We start from the raw sequence: 17,695 nt of genomic DNA, 5'->3' as shown, positions 1-17,695 counted from the left end.
CGCCCCGTACCCATCCCATTTCTTATCCTCTCGCAACCTTAATCTTCTACTAAAGTTTACCATGTTTTCCACACTCTCGGATACCCAAGTGTTTGGGGGTAAACACTTCTATTGACAAGCCATGCGTTTTGTGCATTTACTTCTTAACTATCAAAATTTCCGGAAATAGCTTACGCAAAGCCCGCACTTTAATAGCTGCTATTTGCCCGCGAATATCCGTATTAACGAATAATACCTCCGGTTTAAAAAGTGCGTCTACAACCTTATCTACGTGGGCCATGTTGATTAAATTGCTGTTGTCTGCACGCCAGAACCCAAAGTCGCTCAGCATATCGTCCATCACGTTTAGGGCGCCGTTCATATTAAAAACATAGTCACCGTCAATCGCACGCACCCGAAGTCTGCGATCGTTCCTCGATAGTTCAATCGAGTCAATCAGAATGACTTTACTAAGCTGAACCTTTTCGTGCGCCTTCACTACTTTTCCGTCCACAAGAACGCTACAAGACAATTTAATTTTATCCATCATAGCATTGGTCTCACTTTTTAATGAAGTTTTTTGGAGTTTCGATTTCGCCGATACCGCCCTTAAGGATAGTGATGAATACAAAAGCAACGCCGAATGAAACGACAGACATAAACTTAGCAATATTTTTCATTAATTAGCCACCCCCTTTCGTGGAATCAACAGTAATGCTTGCGCCAGCAACGCCAGTGCAACGGTCTCCGAGCCAAGCGCCCAGCCGATTAACACTACGCAAATCGCCGCAGCCTTAAACACCATCTTCGCGCCCGCCTTGCTCGTCCACATTGTATTGCGCAAATTAGTCGGAGCGAGCAACGCGACTAATACGAGGCTGACCGCGTTAATCCAAATTATGTAATCCGCGCTTACATGAACTGACGGAATCACTCCGTAAATAGTTGCCGTAACGACTGCGCATAGGTCGAGCGATTTAAAGTGGAATCCGCCGGACACTACGCGTAACGCCATAAACGAAGCACCTGCCGTTAAAGTAGCGCTTAATTGTCCGTTTATTAGGCCAATGATTAGCGTTAGAGCCGCGATAGCGAGGAAATTCACCATTACCGCGTATTGATAAACGAGCGAGTCGTAGCTGCGTTTCTCGTCCGGATTCCATCTGAGCGTGAAATCCGCGAATTTTCGTGAGAGTGTAATCGTCATCTTTTGTAGTCCTTTCTGCGCAATAAGAATAGAAGGAACGATAATGAGGCCGCGAGTAATGGAATCATTAAGGTGATGCTACTCACATGATTTAAAAGCCAGTACGTGAAGGACATTACCGCGATTGCGCCGAATACATTCGCGATCCAGTCGAGTGTTGAGCAGTTCTCGATCGTGTAACTATCGTGCGGAGGTAAGTCAACGGAACTGAATCCGAGTCGAAACACGTAAAGCAGTGCCGCGATAATGAAGCATGATGTTTCGGTCGATGCCTGGATAATGAACGTCCCAAGTCCGCTAACAGCTTCGGCATCATCCATGCTTACGATTCCAGACGACAGCAACGGCTTGTATATGAGGACCTGTATTAGCAAAAAGCTGACGTAGCCAATCGCAGATAACAGTGATGCGTCACAGAGTCCGACTTTTATTATGTAACGTAAGAACAAGACGTATAAAACGAATTGGATCGCGGTATCGAACTCCGCCAATCCAAGCACGGTCCTGTCCGCAAATGAAACAATCGCAATGATTACGGCAAGCACGAGCAGCTTATTGAAGTCGCGCCAGAACGGCCAACGGAAAATTTTATATATAAGTACCCACGTTGCGATTGAGTCTAGGGTGCCAAAGAAGACGTTTAACAACGATTCAGCCATACGTGCACCGCCTACAGTAATTTAAACTTGCTTTTCACTTCCCGCGCACCCTCCACGCGTTCCCGCAACGCTCCTAATCCGGCACTCACCGCCATCTCATTCGGATCTTTCCACCGTTTCGGATAGCCGGCAACCTTTATCGCTATCTTGCCGCGCATCAAGTCGATAATTTGACGCTTAAGCTTCTGACCTGCTGCGTCATGGTCCGCCATGATAACGAGCTCCTCGATTGGCGACCGCAATATAATATCCGCCTTCGTCGTATTAAACGCACATCCACCCGTTGCGATACCGAAGACGCCAGCTGCCGCACAAGTTTGCGCATCAACTTCCGCCTCGCAAATCACAACTTTCCGAATTTTCAAACGATATACGACATCCATTGCGTATATACATTCGCGGATAGGTGTTGCATTCGGTGCGTACCAGAAGACCTTCGTGTCTATACGCCTATATTTGACGTTAGCGAGGTCGCCATTTGTCGAAAACCACGGAAATGTCACGGCTTTTCTGCGCCTATCGTACCCCACGCCGTACAACCGCTGAATCTCTTCCGGTATGCCGCGCGATTCCAAATACGGATGGCGCCAGGCATACTCGGACAAAATCCGCTTGTCCAGCGGACGGCGCCGCTCGGTAATCGTGAGCTCCGGCACCTCTAACGTGTAGTTTTCGTCCACGATCGTAGATTCGGATTGATACTCGGATAGCAGATATTCGCGCGTACTATACTCGTCCTCGTTTCGGAGGAACGCGAGCAGCTTAACGAAGCCGCCGCGAGCATATTCGCCTGATCCGCCACTATCGCCCCAATCGCCGGCGCGTGCCGTCAAGGTATCCGCGAGATAACAGTAGAAACTCGGACTTTTATCGTATCGGAACGGGCTTACGGCGAGTAACTTATCCGCCTGCCATACCGCTCGGCTCCAATCATATTCGCGGAGTTCCCGTTCGATGTCGACGGTGACGCGGCGTCCGTTAAGCGTTAGTCTGGCGGTCAATCGCGGTCACCTCTTTCTTATAGAAGGTAATCACTTAAATTCCGATACTTTTCAATTAGCTCTTGAAGGGGAGTATCAGAGCGCATATCATTTTCGAACTGAATGTTGTCTGCGCGGAAACCTAGTTCTATTTCTAAATCCTTTAATGCCGCTAGAAAGAGGTCTTCAATTAGTGATTGCTTAGGTTTGTTGATCAACTTTGAAACAAGCTCTAATCTTCTATTTTCATGCTTTAACATAGAAACATTAATTCTAATTGAAGTGTCCTTCTCGTCTTTGTTCTGAATAAGTGCTTTAATTGTCTTCTTGAGTTCACTCATCTTAATTCCTCCGTGTGAATTATTTTCCACAATATGAGAATAACACAGACAAGTCATAAAATAAAGTGTTAATTTTCACACGGATTTAACCACTTAATGCTAATATTCAAAACCCATTCGAAAACTGCGCAGCCGCCTCCGCACCCTTCGGTAACTCCCGCAACACGCCGTAATCCATTAGCGCAAGCAAGTCGATCGTAAACCCCTCGCCGCCATTACGTCCCTTCTCAACGCCGATCCTGCCGTTACCATCGACGGCATCGAACGCGAATAAGTTCGTCGCGATTTCGAGAACGGCCTTCGTCGTTTTCACTTGGTCGCGCCTCGGTAGCTTTAATTCACGCCGGCCCTCGTCATCCGCTTCGGACTTTTCCGTAGATGACGCCTGTATCGCGAAAATGCCGACAACGTCGTTAGCGCCGATGATCTGTTCGAATTTACGCGCAGCTTGTTCGGCCGCTCCGCCCGCCGTCTTATTCGCGTTGGATCCGTATATATCTGAGAGCCCGTAGAACGGATCTACTACGCATACGTCAATCTCCGGATTCTGCTGCAGCTCACGATCGAGGTCCGCCAGTGTTCGCGTTAGGTCACGGTCGCCCTTCGCCTGTAAATAGAGTTTGCCCGGATAGTATTCGTTAAGCGCGTCCACCGTACGCAGGAAATATTCTTCTAGTTCGCCGTCGAGCTGGCCGCTAAGTATTGCCTTATTCGGCAGTCCGACTCTCTGCGCGAACCCTTCGAGATCAAGCGCTCCGTCTCGCGCAGTCATAATCGATATGAGGCGCGCAAGCCACAGATACGCTTTGAGCTCGTAGGATTTAACGAGAACCTTCGCGCCCTGGCGGAGTAGCTCGTCGACTAAGCACGCGATCAGATACGACTTGCCACGTCCGGACTCCGCCATGACGCCGTAGATGTCGCCGGAATAGAGGCCGCCGATTTCTGCGTTTAGCGATTCAAACGGCGTCCGCCACAACTTGAACGAGCGGCCCTCCTTGCGTTTCTCGTATTCTTCGCGGAATTCGTGGCGGAGCGTTTCTAATGTTTTGAAGTTCAACACAGACCGAACGCTTGTTCTTAGCATAATACGATCTGACTCTTCGCGCAAGTACTTTCCGAAGTTCTCAGCGGTCATTTTAGAGAAGTTGGCCGTAATTTGACCAGACTCGAACCACTCCGCGAATTGGCGCCTCCCTGCTGCGTCCTTAAGGCTTTTCGTGAGGAATTCGTAAGAGTCGGTTACAGCCGGGATGTACGTAAAACCATCGATTTCACCGACCAAAGTTGCGTAGGAGGGCGCACTCCCTTTGTTAGCATCGCTGTGTTGAAGTACGAAACAAAACGCCTTTCTCTCCGTTTCAGTCGCGAAGTCTGACTCGTTGATGGAGTACCTAACGATCGCCCCAACATCGTTGTCATCACAGATTTTCGAAAGAAGCTGCTCACCGTAACTAGGCACCGACGGCACCTCCGTCCTTTTTGTCCGCGTTGTATTTCGGAACAAATCTTCGGATAGCGTAGGATTCGTATATTTCTTGCTTATACTGTTCCTCTTCGTAAATTACTGCTATTCGCGTAATGCGGCATCGGTGCTTCTTAATGGTGACTGATTGTCCGCGTAAATGCTCGCTTATTCGATGTCTTATGTTATTGGATCGGCCAATGTACAGAAGACCGGAATCATCTAGTAAGAAGTATACTCCACCTTTTCTCGCCAGCAAATCAAGTGTGAAATCGTGCCTTTTTCTATATGCGTTAGTGTTTTCGTAGTCACATCTATCGTTGCTCACTGGTTTAACAAAAAGGATAATATTGAATTTTGGGAGCTGTACATCAATCGCCATAATACCGCAGCCTCCTTTTTAATTTTACATCAACTTATCGACTTTATCTCATCCCGCGATTACTTCCGCCCTGGAACGATATTTCCACGCACATATCCCGCACACGGTCGGCGAGTCGCGCGTCATAAAGCCGCATCAACTCCGCCATCGGTAAATTCGACGTATACACAGTCGGAAGTCCGTCTGTTGTCCTTGCGTTAATAATTGCGTGTAAGTCTGCGCGAAATGCTTCGCTAGCCTCACGTACACCTACGTCATCCATTACGAGGAACGGAACACTCTGCGCGATTCGCTGCGCTTTATAATAACGCTCGGCGGCCGGAGCTGCTACGTCTTCTGGAACACGCGGTCTATTGAACGCATTGAAATCCGTCTGCCACTCGTTCACATCTAAGAAATACGCCGGCCGATCAAGCGCTTGCCTATTCCGCTTGAGGGAACCGATATAGTGAACGGTGAGGTATTCGTTAAGCAGAGCGGCCGCCGTCGTCGTCTTGCCGGTGCCGGGCGATTCGGAGTACAGATATAACGATTTAACTCGTCGCTGCGGACCGTCTTCCCCGTCGTCAAATTGTCTCGTAAAAGTGGCCGCATATTGACCGATGAAGGATCCGAGCGCCATCGTATCGCTGCCTATACGAACGATGGTTGCTGCGGAGGGTGCGGTCTTAAGCGTGAGCATACGGTAATCGGCCGGAAGGTTAGCGGCTGCAATCCGTCCGCCTGCGCCCGAGTGCCCGTGCATGGCGACGTAGGGTCCGCACATTGCGTTACATGCTTCCGTATTGGCGTACGTGCATGGTTCGCGTAGAATGCATTTTGATGCGTGATTAGACAACGTTTGATCACCTGCCTTAATTAATATAATAGCACGTATTTTAAACGTGTTGGGACCGGCGCGTTCCTGTCATATTCAACAATGTATCAGCAACTTGCGCAATCATCAACTGAGAATATTTGCGATTAGGCTCAGCGCCGGACCATTCGCCGAATGACGTGATACCCAACGAACACCACCGCGACTAAAAAGTACGGCTGATTCGTTACTTCGATAATTGTATGGAGCACGGGATGCTCCGTTGCCCACCGCCACATGAACGCTTCGGATACGCGATCAGGTGCGGTTAATCCGAGTAGCTTATCGAACATTTGCGGTCACCTCCAAAATTTAACATGAGGATTACGTTTTCATCAAACGAGAGATATCGCGTAAATCGGCGAAAACGAAAGTTCGCCCCCTACGAGTAGGGAATTTTTTGAAAACGGGCGAATTCGGACTAATTTGCGGTTATTTGGCGTTTCGCGATGTAACTTAATATTCACTTTGATACTTTCTCGAAAAATTCCAACTTCTCTTTATGTATATCACACGCAAGTACAAGTTTTGGAACAAGTGCTTCTCCATCAACTTCCTTCGCAAAAACGTGACCTTCTGTAGTGGCGTCTTCATTGCAATTCCTATAACTGCATTTCCATTTTGTTGATTCCATTTAACGGACACCTCTATTCATTTTGTTACGTCACAACCACGCAGCCACCTCGCCAGCACTCGGACCGCCCTCCTCCGTAGCCGCACGCCGTTCTCGCGCCTCTTTCTCAGCTTCGCGTTTGGCCAGCACCCTCGGCAATATTCGGCTCGCCACGTACGACAATACGAAGCCTGCCGTCAACTGCGGATAGTCCCTCGTCGGCCTGTACTCGCGGAATGCCTGGTCGAATACCTCGCGTAGAACTTCCGCGCCGTATTGCGTTAGATTACGTTTAATCAGCGCCTGCTCAGCGGCCCAGTTGCGGTAGGGCACATACTGCTCAACGCCGTATAATTCGCGATTACGATCAATACACATCGTCTGTACCGTCCGCACATTCCATTTATCGGCGGGGATGTTGCGCCAGTCGGACGTGTTAACCTTTTCGCGTGGCATAATCTAACGCCTCCTTCGCGATTCGCGCCATTTGCGAACGTGGCATCATCGGATTCTTACGATCATCCATTTGTTCAAGGACCGCACGTAGCCGTTCGACTTCCGCCTCCGCCGCCATCGCCCGTCTAATCGCGTGCGGCCATCCGGTGCGTGCTTCGGCGATAAAGGTAGCGTCGCGTGCAACTTCGCATTCTGCGATAACATCCATGCAAGCGTTTGTTGATACGTATAGAGCATGAATACCGTCCGTTTTAAACCACGGTCCCGCCGTCGCCGCCTCGCATAGCGTCAAATCAGCATTTAAGTCGCGCTTGTTTTCGCTCATCTAATTTCTCCTTTGCCTCCGCGATTTTAATGTCCGTTGCTACATTGAACGCCAGATGTTGGCTGCATCCGGTCCCCTTGCGAATGATTTCCGCCATTTCAATGAGTTTCATCAGCGGGCGCCTCCCGCAGCCCACTCGTTAATTCCGTCAGCCGCCGCTGCTCTTGCGCAATCCTATCGATATAGTCCGCCATGTCTTCCGATTGTGCCCACGCCGACCGCACCGCCACCGTCGATAAGGCTGCGCTAAGGCCCGCCGCCGTAAATCCGTAGTAACCGTCCTCGCGCCAATCATCGCGTTTTTCCGTCGGCAGGGCGGCGCCAGTAGCTTCGATTGCTTCCGCGTTCCTACGTTCAAAGCCGGGCGCCTTCGTTGGGTCGACCGTATGGCGGCGCTCCAGGATAAAGTTGCGGTCGCCGTCCGTGGTCAGGCGGAAATCGGGCGTTAGTGTGATCGATTTAATTACGTTATTTTGCGTCATATTGCGCCTCCTCATATTCGGATAAATCTGCGTACCACTCGCTGGGTTGGCCGGATGGAAACATTCGCTTGCCGTACATGAGTCCGCCATCGACCGCAACACTGCCGCAGGAACACCAGTTAAAATCATGCTGGCTCCGCGATTCAATTACGTCGTTACACGCCAGGCAGCGGATTGCGTTGCGCGTCATTCCCACCAGTATTCACCGTCGCCTTCTACGATCCATTTTCCGCGGATGTCTTCCGCTCTAAAATCGTGATTACCTTCGTTAGCCTTCATATAGGGCGGATTGTGTTCGAGCCAACTTGCGGGCTTAATACTCGCGCCCTTTTCGTACGCAGCGAATGCTTTGGTGAAGTCTACGGTGATGGCTGGCGTGCGTTTGCGCCATTCGTACCCTTCGCAAATTCCACGGGCAGCTACAAATAACTCCACGTCCTTAAAGTACTGTGGCGCGTCCCATACCAAGACCTTCGAAGCGTAGTTAGAGTAATTAGCGTAGGTAACTCCGCATCCTTCGAATTGACCTGCCGCAACTTCGTACGTTTCCCCTTCGCGAATATCGCGAATCATTTCCCACGTTTTCAGCGTTTTCATTTCGCCACAACCTTTCGATTAGTTTACGAAAATACTACATTTGTCCATATTGTAGATTCGTAATAAATACCGATGTCACATTTGTCCATATGCGGGCGGTCCCCGGAAAGGTTGGCGGAAGACCATCGGTAGCTTAACGTTGAGTCTACGTAAGGATTAACGTAGTAATAACGTATATAAAGAATCTTTAAAAGATATATAAAGACTTTAAGATCTTAAGATCTAACGATATTCACTACGTTCATATCGTTTCGTTACGGTTAAAACCATTCCGTAACGAGATATTCAAAACATATACCTTTGCCGCGAAAGGGTTTTATCTCTAAAACCCAAACATACGGACAGCACGGGCCGCCGATTTCCGCATGTACACCCTCGCCGCCGAAACCTCCGCGTTGTTTTACCGTGTTTTTAGCGTGAAATTAGCCGTTTTAATATCGAGGTGGAACATTTTATCCTCCGGAGGTTTAGGCGCGTTAATTTGACGGTAAATTCATGGGCAAACGGAAAGGCGGTATTTTTGCGAATTGATTCCGTTAGACTGGCGATCGCAGCGAACGTTGAAGTCACATTTGTCCATGCGAAACTACAAACGTCCATATCCGCGATTAGACGGTGAAACTCAGATACCTGCGCAGCCAAACGCGACGCACTCGTTCATTTCCGCGAGATAACTCGGCGAGTTCGAGATAGATGCGTGGCGGGCACGATGCGAAATCGATTACTTTAGCGCTCATTGTGGCGGCCTCCTTACCGTTCGTTTTCGTCTTACACTGACTACGACGCCGGTCGGAAGAATTCCGTACAGTTTGCGCAAAAAATAATTTAAGCTGCGCGATCAAGCGCCAGCAATGTCGAGATTCATCTGCTCATTGCGGATGGCTGACGCGATCCATTTCGGAGGGTTATAGAGGCCGCTGCCCAGGCGCATACGGTTCGTTGCTTTCTTAAGTGCGCGTCGAATAGCCTCTGCGCTATAATGCCAGATGTCGGCGCCGGCTTCGGTCATATGTGCGAGGATGGCCGTGCGGGTTTCGGATGTTATTTTATGACGTTTGATTTCGTTTTCAAATGGGAGATACGGAATATCATCGATTTCGTGCGTGGACTTATTAATATATTCTTCTTCTTGTTTTGGTTTAAAAGAATTTGAATTATAGGGTGAATTTGACGGCGCCAGCTCGTCCGTTTCTACGGGTGAATTTGACGACGGCGCAGAAACTTCGTAAGTGTTGGACGTTTGCTTGCGATCGGCAGCTACGATCCGGTAACGGTGTTCTTTTGTAATAAGGCCGGCGTCGACCAGGCGCTTGATAACGTTTATAGCAGTTCGGCGGACCATGCCGCATTTTTGCGCGATAGTTTCGTAGGAAGGGAAAACGGATGCGTGTTCGAGGGAAAGCGTGCGTAAATAGATGAGGGTGACGCGCTCGTATGGCGTGAGGTCAGCGAGTTCGAATACGGATGTGATTGCGGATAGATTAGTGGACATAACGAAAAAACTCCTTCTATTGCGCCCGCCATTACTTAAAATGGCAACACTTAAAGAGGAGTTTAGCACTTGCGTTTTTCGCGAAGGTTAAGTAAAATATAACTATAAACCTAAACGAAAAAGAAGTTGCTCTCTCCTGGGGCTCATAAATACCGTGGTTTGGTCGCCGGTTGGTATTAATGAGTATAGTGTGGGGCGCTTCTTTTTTATTTTATTTTGTGGATAAGTTTCGGCAAATCTTATGTAATAATAGTCCGCGATTGTGGATAAGTAAATTTTTTCATGCCGTTTATACACAAATAATATTGCCATGCTTCGATAGATTTTGCAAGGGGTTATTTCCATAATTACGTAAACGTATACGTAACCGTTGATGTAACTGATTACGTCTACGTAAACGTAAACGTATTGCGTTTTATTCGTAATGCTTGTATTATTAAGGTATTGGACGATGTATACGTAAACGTAAACTGAATCGGAGGTTTTCATTCGTGGCAAAAATCATAACGTTCGGTATTCAAAAAGGCGGAAGCTCTAAGACGACAACTTCCGGAATCGTGGCGCACCTGCTTAGCGAAAATCACCGCGTATTAGCGGTCGATATGGATTCGCAAGGAAATCTCACGGAGTTATTAACACAACGCGACATCTACGATTTTCATAAACAAACCGTTTTCGAAGCGCTCCAGGTACAGGACGCGCGCCCATACATACACGCAATAAACGATCGCCTTCACATTTTGCCGGCCGAGGACCACATCGCACGATTCGCTTCGTGGTTGTATTCGCCATCTACCGCATACAAAGGTAACAAATCGCTCGTGTTAATGGAAACGCTCGAACCGGTCCTTGATAACTACGATTACATTATTATAGATACGCCGCCCGCACTCGGTGAACAAACGCTAAATGCGTTGGCCGCTGCCGATATTGTTGTCGCGATGTTCGAAGCGAGCAAGTTCTGCTACTCCGCGCTCAGCCGTTTCCTCGAGACGTGCGTGCACATACAGGAACTCGTCAATCGCGAGATGCAGGTTGCGGGGATCCTGCGCTGCATGATCGATGTGCGCCGGACGGATAATAAAGCGCTAATTGAACTCGTTGAGGAAGAATACGCGGAGTTGTGCTTTAAAACCGTCATCACACGGACAGCTGCGACCGGCCGCCTCTCGATTAATGGTTTCAACGATAATCCGGAGCTTAAGCAAGCGGTTGCCCAATACCGAGAATTTGTAGAGGAGTTGATCGCGCGTGTCTAAACCGAAACTTAACGCGATGGATGCGATAAAGGCGAGGGTAAAACAAGGCGGCGCTAGTAGCGTTCATGCACAGTTGATTGAATCGGATATTATCGCAGAAGATCGCAAAGAAAACGCTAAGCCCGCGCCAGAAACGGAGAAATCAACCGTATACGTAAACGTAAACGAGCCTCCGAAAGAGCGACGCGCTAAGTTCGAGGATAATCATACGCGCCATACCGTTTGGATACGAAATGATCTCGATAAGCTAATCGAGGATGCTTCCGGCGGTCGCGGTGATAAGACGCGGATTTTCAACGAAGCACTCGAACAATATCTACGTAAACGTAAACGTTGATGTAAACGTCGACGTACACACGCATAAAAGAAGCGTCAGTCCTACGGAAATCAATCCGCGACCAACGCTTCTTTTTATTTAACAACGGATGCATTCGTTACTCCCCACGATTTTAATGATCCGCCTGGCTCCGCTAAAACGCCTTTCAACGTAATCTTTGTGCCTTTATTTAAACTTGCGATGTCCTCCGTTATTGGTAACGAAAACTTCACGAAGTCGGCTCCGATTCGTACAACGATTATTCCTGTAGACTTATCGGATGCGTCTGCGAAAGCATCGTAAACTTCTCCGCTCCATTGAATTTCCTTACCTTTAATCGTTTTCCAGAGTTCGTCTTGTTGCGCCTCCGTTTTCGATCCGTAGTTCTTTTTAAATGTAGTGAAATCATTACTATAAATTCCGCTATCAGAAACTGTTGAATTCGCCTGCTTAGTTTCACCACACCCTGTTAATCCGAGCATGGCGGCAAGTAAGGCCACTATTATTACAAACCGCATATTCATCCGCCTTTTCCACGTTTTACCACTATTGTATAACGTTCTGTACGCGCCTGCCTAGTCCGAAGTTTCACCCACGATCGCCCTCCGTTCAACTTTGCCCGGCAACTTCGTAATAAATCGCGCGTAGCCTTGCGCACACTTGACGTAATTGATGCTATGGTACCGCGGCAAATCGCGCATATCCTCCGCAGTAAACGGGTATAGCTCGCTTTTCAACTCATCATAATTCTTCTTATCGCAGCCGCTAATTAGCATATAAGATGTATTCGCGCTGCGTAATTCATCGCGCATATAGCGGAGCTGATTAATGTAATGGCAGCTTACGATTGGCTTGCAGATAAACTTCGCCATTTGCGATAGATTGGCGGTCAGGAAGCGCTCCGTATTCTCCACTTGATACAGCTCGTCGATTACGAGATTCACTTTCGTACGCTGTGATTTATCGCGAATCTTATCCGCGCGTACCTGCAACGCAAGCCATATCTTCGTAATCCAATACGTTGTGCAGACGTCTTTTTCACCTGGCGTCGTAAACATAACCTGCGGCATTTTAATCGTAATTAGTTGCGCCTTCTGCATTTCCTCCGTCAAATTAATGTTGCGCGACGTATCCTTCTTAAGCATGAGCTCCATGTACGGATTACGTTTGAGCGCATTGAGACGGTCGATAATGCCCGCGATTAACGTATGCTTCGTACCGATGACCGCGCCCGCCTTATCCAGCTCGTCTAGTTCACGCAGACTATCCATATACTCTTCGAGATTCTCGTATTGTCTACGCGGAACTTTCGAAAGGAAATCGGCGCGCGCTTTATGATTTTGTAAAACGTTGAATACGTCCTTGATGCTGCCGTGACTTATAAATACGATGAGGCCAGCGCTCTCAAGATAACGCTCCATTTTCGGACTCAGACGGCTCTCTTCCGCGTTAATCGAATTGACGAGCGCAAGCACATTCGAAGTCTGATCCTTCGCGTTAACGTACGCTTTAAACACGTCATCCGTATGGCCGACCTCGTTATAGCCGAGCCCCTGCATTTTCGCGTAATCATCGCAGCGAATTTCGAGCACCTTATCGCGTGGAAACAATCGCGCCACCTCGTCGCTGAGTTCGCAGTTTTCGATGAAATCGAAAATGATAACGCACTCGCCCGCCTGGATCGCATCAACCGTTAGATTCGCGATAAGGTTCGATTTGCCGGCGCGTGTTGGTCCGATAAGAAGCGTAAGTAAATTACGGAACTCGCGGTCGTTGCTTAAGTAGGCCGGCGTATCTTTTCCGCGAAAACGGTTGGTGCCGATGCACATGATGCCCGCCTGCAGATCGTCCGGCACCTCCGTCTCCTGCGTTTCTACGCGGTCAATAAAATTGAAGCGTTCGAGCATATCGCGTCCGGCCAGCGCAAGGAAACTCTGGCACTCTTCGTCGCCCGTCTTATTAACGGCTGCTCCGCGGATCTTATAGTCCGTATAGCGGAAGTTGCCGCCATAATTTCGGTATTTCAGCGCATTGTCCTCCGTAACAGTATCAAAGCTCTGCGCCAGACTACGCGCGTTATTTCGCTGTCTTAGCGCGTCAGAACTACGGCTCATAACGAGTATCTGCGTGTCTATAAGGGAGGCGGTCGCCTTGCGGTGCGTGCTTTCGCTAACACGTTTACCACCGTTCATTCGTTCGAGTGCCTCTTCGAAAAGGTTGGCGCCATCCTTTCGCTTATCACCACTTCCTAGCGCTTCTGCCACGGAATTCGCCGCGTTGACGAGTAGCATCACCGCCATTTTAACGAGATAGCCGGCTCCTGTTTTATCGCGATCGACCGGCTTATTGGCGCGGACTTTATCGAGTGTCGCACGGTAAGATGCGCGCCAACTAAATTGCGATGATGGTACGAAGTTGTAAAAGACTCCGACGCGGTCGCCCTCCTCTAACACGTCGATTACGTTAAGTGTCGAGTATAAAAGATCGCTATCACGGCGGTCGACGGCGAGGCTCAACGCATCCTCCTTCGTATACGTAAGCTGATATTTCGTCGCTTCGCGTTCGAATACGGGCAGTTCTGCGACCTCCTCTACGGTTAATGACGTCCAGACATCGGACATTTTCTCTTTGACGACGGATAAGTACGTGCGCGGTACGATAAAGTAAAATTCTACGCGTTTCTTTTCGATATAGATGAAATACGCGACTTTGGACGGGGCCTCATACGTTAATTTAGTCGGCACGAATAAACGCTTGCCTAATACGTTCATTACGCGGATTTCGTCCTTTTTAACGGACTCGAATACGTTCTTGTAAAGCGATGCGATCGTCCGCGCCAGTTTGTGCGTGTTATTATTGCGGATGGAGTTATTCGGCTTCAAACGTAGGAAGGCGTAGTCTGGACGGACGATGCGGATGGCTTCGCGAAGGGAAATTGCGTTCATTTTTTCTCACCATCTTTGCGAAAAGAAATTACGTTACTCTTTCCGCCGGCCTCATTTTCATCTAATAACGCCGAGTAGAATGTTAGCATGTTTACTATGTTATGGAGTCCGGAACGTGTACGCGAATCAATACTACGGCTTTTTAACACGCGTTCAACCTCTTTAGCGGCGTCCAATAACGACACACAAATCACCCTTTCGTAATCCGATGTTTAACATACGTTGTCGCGACGTCAATCGCGGATGTGCACACCTTGAGGCCGACGATATACGGCGCATATTTAAGAAATAACGCAGCCGCTGCGGTCAATGCGGTAATCATGGTGATCACGCTCCTGCTGCTATGAATTTAATAAGTACGTAAGCCACCGCTAGTATCCCCGCCCACCTAGCGCCTTTTTCCCATCCGGCTACGTGAAGGATGATACAGAGCCCTCCGCCAATTAACGCGATAGTATACGATAGGTCGAGTAGCAAGTCGCCGACGCCTTTTAGGAATCCTATCGCAGTTTCGTACACAACGGATCGCGCGTGCTCCTGCATGTTATCCGTCGCCTGATTATACGATTTTTCGAGAATCTTACCGAGTATGCCGAGGTGACCGCGATCCGTGCCCTGTGCAGGATCCACGAAGGCGCCCGCTTTGTTAATGAGTCCGAGGTGAAGATGCGGCCCCGTGCTGAATCCGGTCGATCCTGATAGCGCAATAAGGTCGCCGGCATGGACGCGATCACCCTCGCGAACAATCGTATTATCCGATAGGTGGCCGAATATATACTGGTAGCCCGCGCGTGTCTTAACGAATACCGCCTTGCCGAGGCTCTCATTACCGTAGTCAACTACGCGCGATACGATACCGCCTTCCGGTGCGTAAACTTTGCTGCCGATTGGCATGGCGTAATCAATACCGGTGTGTGGCGTTTTATGGACGGAATCAATGGATCCGAAGGGCGCCGTTACGCGTGGAGCTAGCGTAAAACTTAGCGTTGTCATTGTGCCGACGCCTCCATCTCCGTAAACAGTTTCTCGACCTCATCGAATGCCCACGGCAGCGCCCACAGTATCGCGTAAGTAAGGACGTAGCCGAGGAAGTTCTTTTTACCCGCTTGGAAATCGCCTTCCGCAACGGCCTTGATCGTATCAATACCGCCTTTTACGATGATGACCCATTTGCCGACGCCGATTAAGCGTACATATAGTCTCTTCGCGCCGACATCGATGCCGGTTGACGCGAAGGCAGCGTCTGCAAATCCGAGAAACAAGATGATCGCGGTCCCTATTACGCGATACTTAATTTTATTGCGGTCAAGATGCGCGAGGAATGCGTTTATCGGCGTCTCTTCACGCCAACCATTGCGGACGAAATCGGGTATGGACATCGTATGTGCCACGTTAAGCCCTCCCCGTTAATACGATTCTTACCGTTGTTACTGCGCCAACTACGACCGCATAGGCCGCCGACCGCGTACGACTCCGCGTTGAATAAAATCCTACGAATGACATCGTTACCCCTCCTAAAAAATATCGCCTACATTTGCGTACTTCACTCGGACAGGCGACGCCTCGACCGCTGCTTCTGCCGTGACCTGCGCTGCACCAACTCCGGATTTGAACGCGAATAATACGTCTTTGACAAATCCGCTAAAATTGTTCGAACGCGACGCGACCCATTCGAGGAGCTCGCGTTGATGTGCGTCATCTACGTTAAATGCGATTGGTTTGCGTACAATCACTGCGTATTCCTCCCCGCTTGGTAGAATCCGATCGCGTTCGCGTATAGCGGATTGTTCATCGGCATGGCTCGCGGAAAGAACTCCGGCACCGCTAATAATTCCGCCAGTTCCCGCGCCCGCCCTCCGCATACGAGAACGAGGTCCTCCGCCTTCCAATTACGGCCGCCGAGTGATCCCGCGATGCGACTCGCCATTTGGCGCGGATTATCGCTACTTACCGTTGAGAAACCGAAGTCGAGCGTGCCGGATTCGCGGTTGTTGTAACGTGTGTCGCGCATCGTTACGTAATTAATCGTCTTGCTGCCAGCGTCAATGATGCGGACGAGTCCGTCTTGTGGTGCCGACCAGAACGCGCCCCCGCCTTCGACCGCGACCTTAACGTCAACAATGCGGGTTAACTTGCGATCGCCGTTAACGGTGAACTCCCATATGCCGCCACGTTTGCCGTGGAAGAGATCGCGCATTCTCTGTTTGTTTCCTTCGTTATGCTGCGCGACGGGAAGGCCGGTCACGATCGTTACGTCCGTTTGTTTTGCGCGAGCAATCGCAGTTAGTGCGAGAATTAGCGCATCGCGATTCGCCTTGTCATCCGTTAACATTGCGCGCCAGAAGTCCGATTCATGCTGCGCCAGGTCGCCGACAAAGTACGATTCGCCGTCGAGTAAAACTTCGAAGCTGCCGTCACCATAATCCGTCCGCAAGTTGCGCGTTTTACCTTCGCCTACAATCGAGGGGAACGTAAACATCGATGTTCCCGTGTACGCCTTTACTCCGCTCCGTCCGATATCAAGACCGATGATATTCGCCATAAGCTACGCCTCCTTAATACCTTGTGAACAACTGGACGCGCCGTTGTGGGCTGTTTGTTGTTCATTTGTTAATAACATATGAGGACTTCTTGTACCGGTTTCCTAATTTCTGACACAATATACGAATAAATTTTGATAGGATTGTCCAACATGATGGTAGAGGTGATAGATGTGCTGCCATGGGTAAAGACAAGAACTCGGTTGGGGAAGTGGATTGATGATAATAGAAAAACGGAGAAATGGCTCGCGGATAAGTCTGGCGTTAATAAGAATACAGTTACCGCGCTTTGTAATGACGTGGATTATCGACCGCATAATGGAACGCGGACTAAAATAATAAAAGCGCTAATGTCGGTTGATCCCAACGTTAGCGCTGCGGAATTCTGGTAAAATGGACGTGCTTATTGCGGAGGGTAAACGTCGGTTAGGACGCCGTGAGCGTTATACTCACAGCTTATGCGCGACCCTACCGGAATAATGCGTGTAACAACTCGATTTTAGCGAAAATTTTCCGTTATAATAAGGGAACGAATATTCGCATAGAAAGAGAGATCGGAATAACACACAGCGGGAAACGACCATAAACGAAGAAAAGGCGCCACCGATAAGATGGCGCCTCACTCAGCGCGTTCTATGCGCTGTTTTTAATTACTTACGGAAGTCGGCCGGTACGACAATATCACCGATTCCGCCTTTCAAGATTGCGAAGAATGCGAATGCTACGGAAAAAGATGCTACGGACATAAACTTTGCGATTGTTTTCATTGGTTGATTTCCCCCTTTTAGGTTTAGTTTTTTT

General features: G+C 49.1%; 27 protein-coding genes. 3 read left to right on the top strand and 24 right to left on the bottom strand.

Annotated elements, in window-relative coordinates; all coding sequences use genetic code 11:
• Positions 1–136: 136 nt before the first annotated feature.
• The 17 genes from GC097_RS00140 to GC097_RS00065 all read right to left on the bottom strand — a co-directional run bounded on the left by GC097_RS00140 (position 137) and on the right by GC097_RS00065 (position 9,834).
• Positions 137–493, bottom strand: coding sequence for a LytTR family transcriptional regulator DNA-binding domain-containing protein (locus tag GC097_RS00140; RefSeq protein ID WP_171681330.1), 357 nt, complete (start codon positions 491–493; stop codon positions 137–139).
• Between the two features lie 165 nt (positions 494–658).
• A complete protein-coding gene (locus tag GC097_RS00135) occupies positions 659–1,186 on the bottom strand; it encodes an accessory gene regulator B family protein (protein WP_171681329.1) in 528 nt (175 codons plus the stop codon).
• A complete protein-coding gene (locus GC097_RS00130; protein WP_171681328.1) occupies positions 1,183–1,845 on the bottom strand; it encodes a hypothetical protein in 663 nt (220 codons plus the stop codon). Before GC097_RS00130 ends, GC097_RS00135 begins: the two co-directional genes overlap by 4 nt.
• A gap of 11 nt (positions 1,846–1,856) precedes the next feature.
• Positions 1,857–2,846, bottom strand: coding sequence for a toprim domain-containing protein (locus GC097_RS00125; protein WP_171681327.1), 990 nt, complete (start codon positions 2,844–2,846; stop codon positions 1,857–1,859).
• Positions 2,847–2,863: 17 nt separating this feature from the next.
• Entirely contained in the window at positions 2,864–3,166 is a 303-nt protein-coding gene (locus GC097_RS00120; protein WP_171681326.1) for a hypothetical protein, read from the bottom strand.
• A 106-nt stretch (positions 3,167–3,272) separates the two neighbouring features.
• On the bottom strand, positions 3,273–4,628 hold the full coding sequence (locus GC097_RS00115; protein ID WP_171681325.1) for an AAA family ATPase: 1,356 nt from the start codon (positions 4,626–4,628) through the stop codon (positions 3,273–3,275).
• Positions 4,621–5,013: a GIY-YIG nuclease family protein gene (locus GC097_RS00110; protein ID WP_171681324.1), complete on the bottom strand. Its 393-nt coding sequence runs from the start codon at positions 5,011–5,013 to the stop codon at positions 4,621–4,623. The genes GC097_RS00115 and GC097_RS00110 overlap by 8 nt, the downstream gene beginning before the upstream one ends.
• Before the next feature lie 43 nt (positions 5,014–5,056).
• A complete protein-coding gene (locus tag GC097_RS00105) occupies positions 5,057–5,758 on the bottom strand; it encodes a P-loop NTPase family protein (protein ID WP_246293842.1) in 702 nt (233 codons plus the stop codon).
• 224 nt (positions 5,759–5,982) lie between these two features.
• Positions 5,983–6,162 (bottom strand): hypothetical protein, encoded by a 180-nt coding sequence (locus GC097_RS00100; RefSeq protein WP_171681322.1) that lies wholly within the window; start codon positions 6,160–6,162, stop codon positions 5,983–5,985.
• Positions 6,163–6,533: 371 nt separating this feature from the next.
• Positions 6,534–6,878 (bottom strand): hypothetical protein, encoded by a 345-nt coding sequence (locus GC097_RS00095; RefSeq protein WP_171681321.1) that lies wholly within the window; start codon positions 6,876–6,878, stop codon positions 6,534–6,536.
• 40 nt (positions 6,879–6,918) lie between these two features.
• On the bottom strand, positions 6,919–7,230 hold the full coding sequence (locus GC097_RS00090) for a hypothetical protein (protein WP_171681320.1): 312 nt from the start codon (positions 7,228–7,230) through the stop codon (positions 6,919–6,921).
• A 1-nt stretch (position 7,231) separates the two neighbouring features.
• On the bottom strand, positions 7,232–7,375 hold the full coding sequence (locus tag GC097_RS00085) for a hypothetical protein (RefSeq protein WP_171681319.1): 144 nt from the start codon (positions 7,373–7,375) through the stop codon (positions 7,232–7,234).
• Positions 7,362–7,745, bottom strand: a complete 384-nt coding sequence (locus tag GC097_RS00080) for a hypothetical protein (protein WP_171681318.1) — start codon at positions 7,743–7,745, stop codon at positions 7,362–7,364. Before GC097_RS00080 ends, GC097_RS00085 begins: the two co-directional genes overlap by 14 nt.
• Positions 7,732–7,935 (bottom strand): DUF7695 domain-containing protein, encoded by a 204-nt coding sequence (locus GC097_RS00075; RefSeq protein WP_171681317.1) that lies wholly within the window; start codon positions 7,933–7,935, stop codon positions 7,732–7,734. The genes GC097_RS00080 and GC097_RS00075 overlap by 14 nt, the downstream gene beginning before the upstream one ends.
• Positions 7,932–8,342: a hypothetical protein gene (locus tag GC097_RS00070; protein WP_171681316.1), complete on the bottom strand. Its 411-nt coding sequence runs from the start codon at positions 8,340–8,342 to the stop codon at positions 7,932–7,934. Before GC097_RS00070 ends, GC097_RS00075 begins: the two co-directional genes overlap by 4 nt.
• A 608-nt stretch (positions 8,343–8,950) precedes the next feature.
• Positions 8,951–9,079, bottom strand: a complete 129-nt coding sequence (locus tag GC097_RS34585; protein ID WP_281364217.1) for a hypothetical protein — start codon at positions 9,077–9,079, stop codon at positions 8,951–8,953.
• Between the two features lie 101 nt (positions 9,080–9,180).
• Positions 9,181–9,834, bottom strand: coding sequence for a helix-turn-helix domain-containing protein (locus GC097_RS00065; protein WP_171681315.1), 654 nt, complete (start codon positions 9,832–9,834; stop codon positions 9,181–9,183).
• Between the two features lie 491 nt (positions 9,835–10,325).
• On the opposite strand from GC097_RS00065, the gene GC097_RS00060 reads away from it, so the two are divergent.
• The gene (locus GC097_RS00060) at positions 10,326–11,093 is read left to right on the top strand and encodes a ParA family protein (RefSeq protein WP_171681314.1); all 768 of its coding nucleotides are present in this window, start codon (positions 10,326–10,328) and stop codon (positions 11,091–11,093) included.
• Positions 11,086–11,430 carry a hypothetical protein gene (locus tag GC097_RS00055; protein WP_171681313.1) on the top strand — a complete coding sequence of 115 codons (345 nt, stop codon included), beginning with the start codon at positions 11,086–11,088 and terminating at the stop codon, positions 11,428–11,430. The genes GC097_RS00060 and GC097_RS00055 overlap by 8 nt, the downstream gene beginning before the upstream one ends.
• Before the next feature lie 74 nt (positions 11,431–11,504).
• On the opposite strand, the gene GC097_RS00050 is transcribed toward GC097_RS00055, so the two are convergent.
• The 7 genes from GC097_RS00050 to GC097_RS00025 form a co-directional block, all read right to left on the bottom strand.
• The gene (locus GC097_RS00050) at positions 11,505–11,927 is read right to left on the bottom strand and encodes a hypothetical protein (RefSeq protein WP_171681312.1); all 423 of its coding nucleotides are present in this window, start codon (positions 11,925–11,927) and stop codon (positions 11,505–11,507) included.
• Between the two features lie 57 nt (positions 11,928–11,984).
• Positions 11,985–14,354 carry a type IV secretory system conjugative DNA transfer family protein gene (locus GC097_RS00045; RefSeq protein WP_171681311.1) on the bottom strand — a complete coding sequence of 790 codons (2,370 nt, stop codon included), beginning with the start codon at positions 14,352–14,354 and terminating at the stop codon, positions 11,985–11,987.
• A 190-nt stretch (positions 14,355–14,544) separates the two neighbouring features.
• Positions 14,545–14,676 (bottom strand): hypothetical protein, encoded by a 132-nt coding sequence (locus GC097_RS34580; protein ID WP_281364216.1) that lies wholly within the window; start codon positions 14,674–14,676, stop codon positions 14,545–14,547.
• A gap of 5 nt (positions 14,677–14,681) precedes the next feature.
• Positions 14,682–15,347: a M23 family metallopeptidase gene (locus GC097_RS00040; RefSeq protein ID WP_171681310.1), complete on the bottom strand. Its 666-nt coding sequence runs from the start codon at positions 15,345–15,347 to the stop codon at positions 14,682–14,684.
• The gene (locus tag GC097_RS00035; RefSeq protein WP_171681309.1) at positions 15,344–15,745 is read right to left on the bottom strand and encodes a hypothetical protein; all 402 of its coding nucleotides are present in this window, start codon (positions 15,743–15,745) and stop codon (positions 15,344–15,346) included. Before GC097_RS00035 ends, GC097_RS00040 begins: the two co-directional genes overlap by 4 nt.
• Before the next feature lie 123 nt (positions 15,746–15,868).
• Complete coding sequence (locus GC097_RS00030) at positions 15,869–16,087, bottom strand: hypothetical protein (RefSeq protein ID WP_171681308.1); 219 nt, start codon at positions 16,085–16,087, stop codon at positions 15,869–15,871.
• On the bottom strand, positions 16,084–16,896 hold the full coding sequence (locus GC097_RS00025; RefSeq protein ID WP_171681307.1) for a ParM/StbA family protein: 813 nt from the start codon (positions 16,894–16,896) through the stop codon (positions 16,084–16,086). The genes GC097_RS00030 and GC097_RS00025 overlap by 4 nt, the downstream gene beginning before the upstream one ends.
• Before the next feature lie 150 nt (positions 16,897–17,046).
• Between GC097_RS00025 and GC097_RS00020 the strand changes: the two genes are divergently transcribed.
• Entirely contained in the window at positions 17,047–17,286 is a 240-nt protein-coding gene (locus GC097_RS00020; protein WP_171681306.1) for an XRE family transcriptional regulator, read from the top strand.
• Positions 17,287–17,695 lie beyond the last annotated feature (409 nt).

It is taken from the genome of Paenibacillus planticolens (assembly GCF_013141725.1).
Classification (GTDB): domain Bacteria; phylum Bacillota; class Bacilli; order Paenibacillales; family NBRC-103111; genus Paenibacillus_E; species Paenibacillus_E planticolens.
The sequence above is the reverse complement of the archived record's forward strand: the minus strand, read 5'-3'. Positions and strand labels throughout refer to the sequence as shown.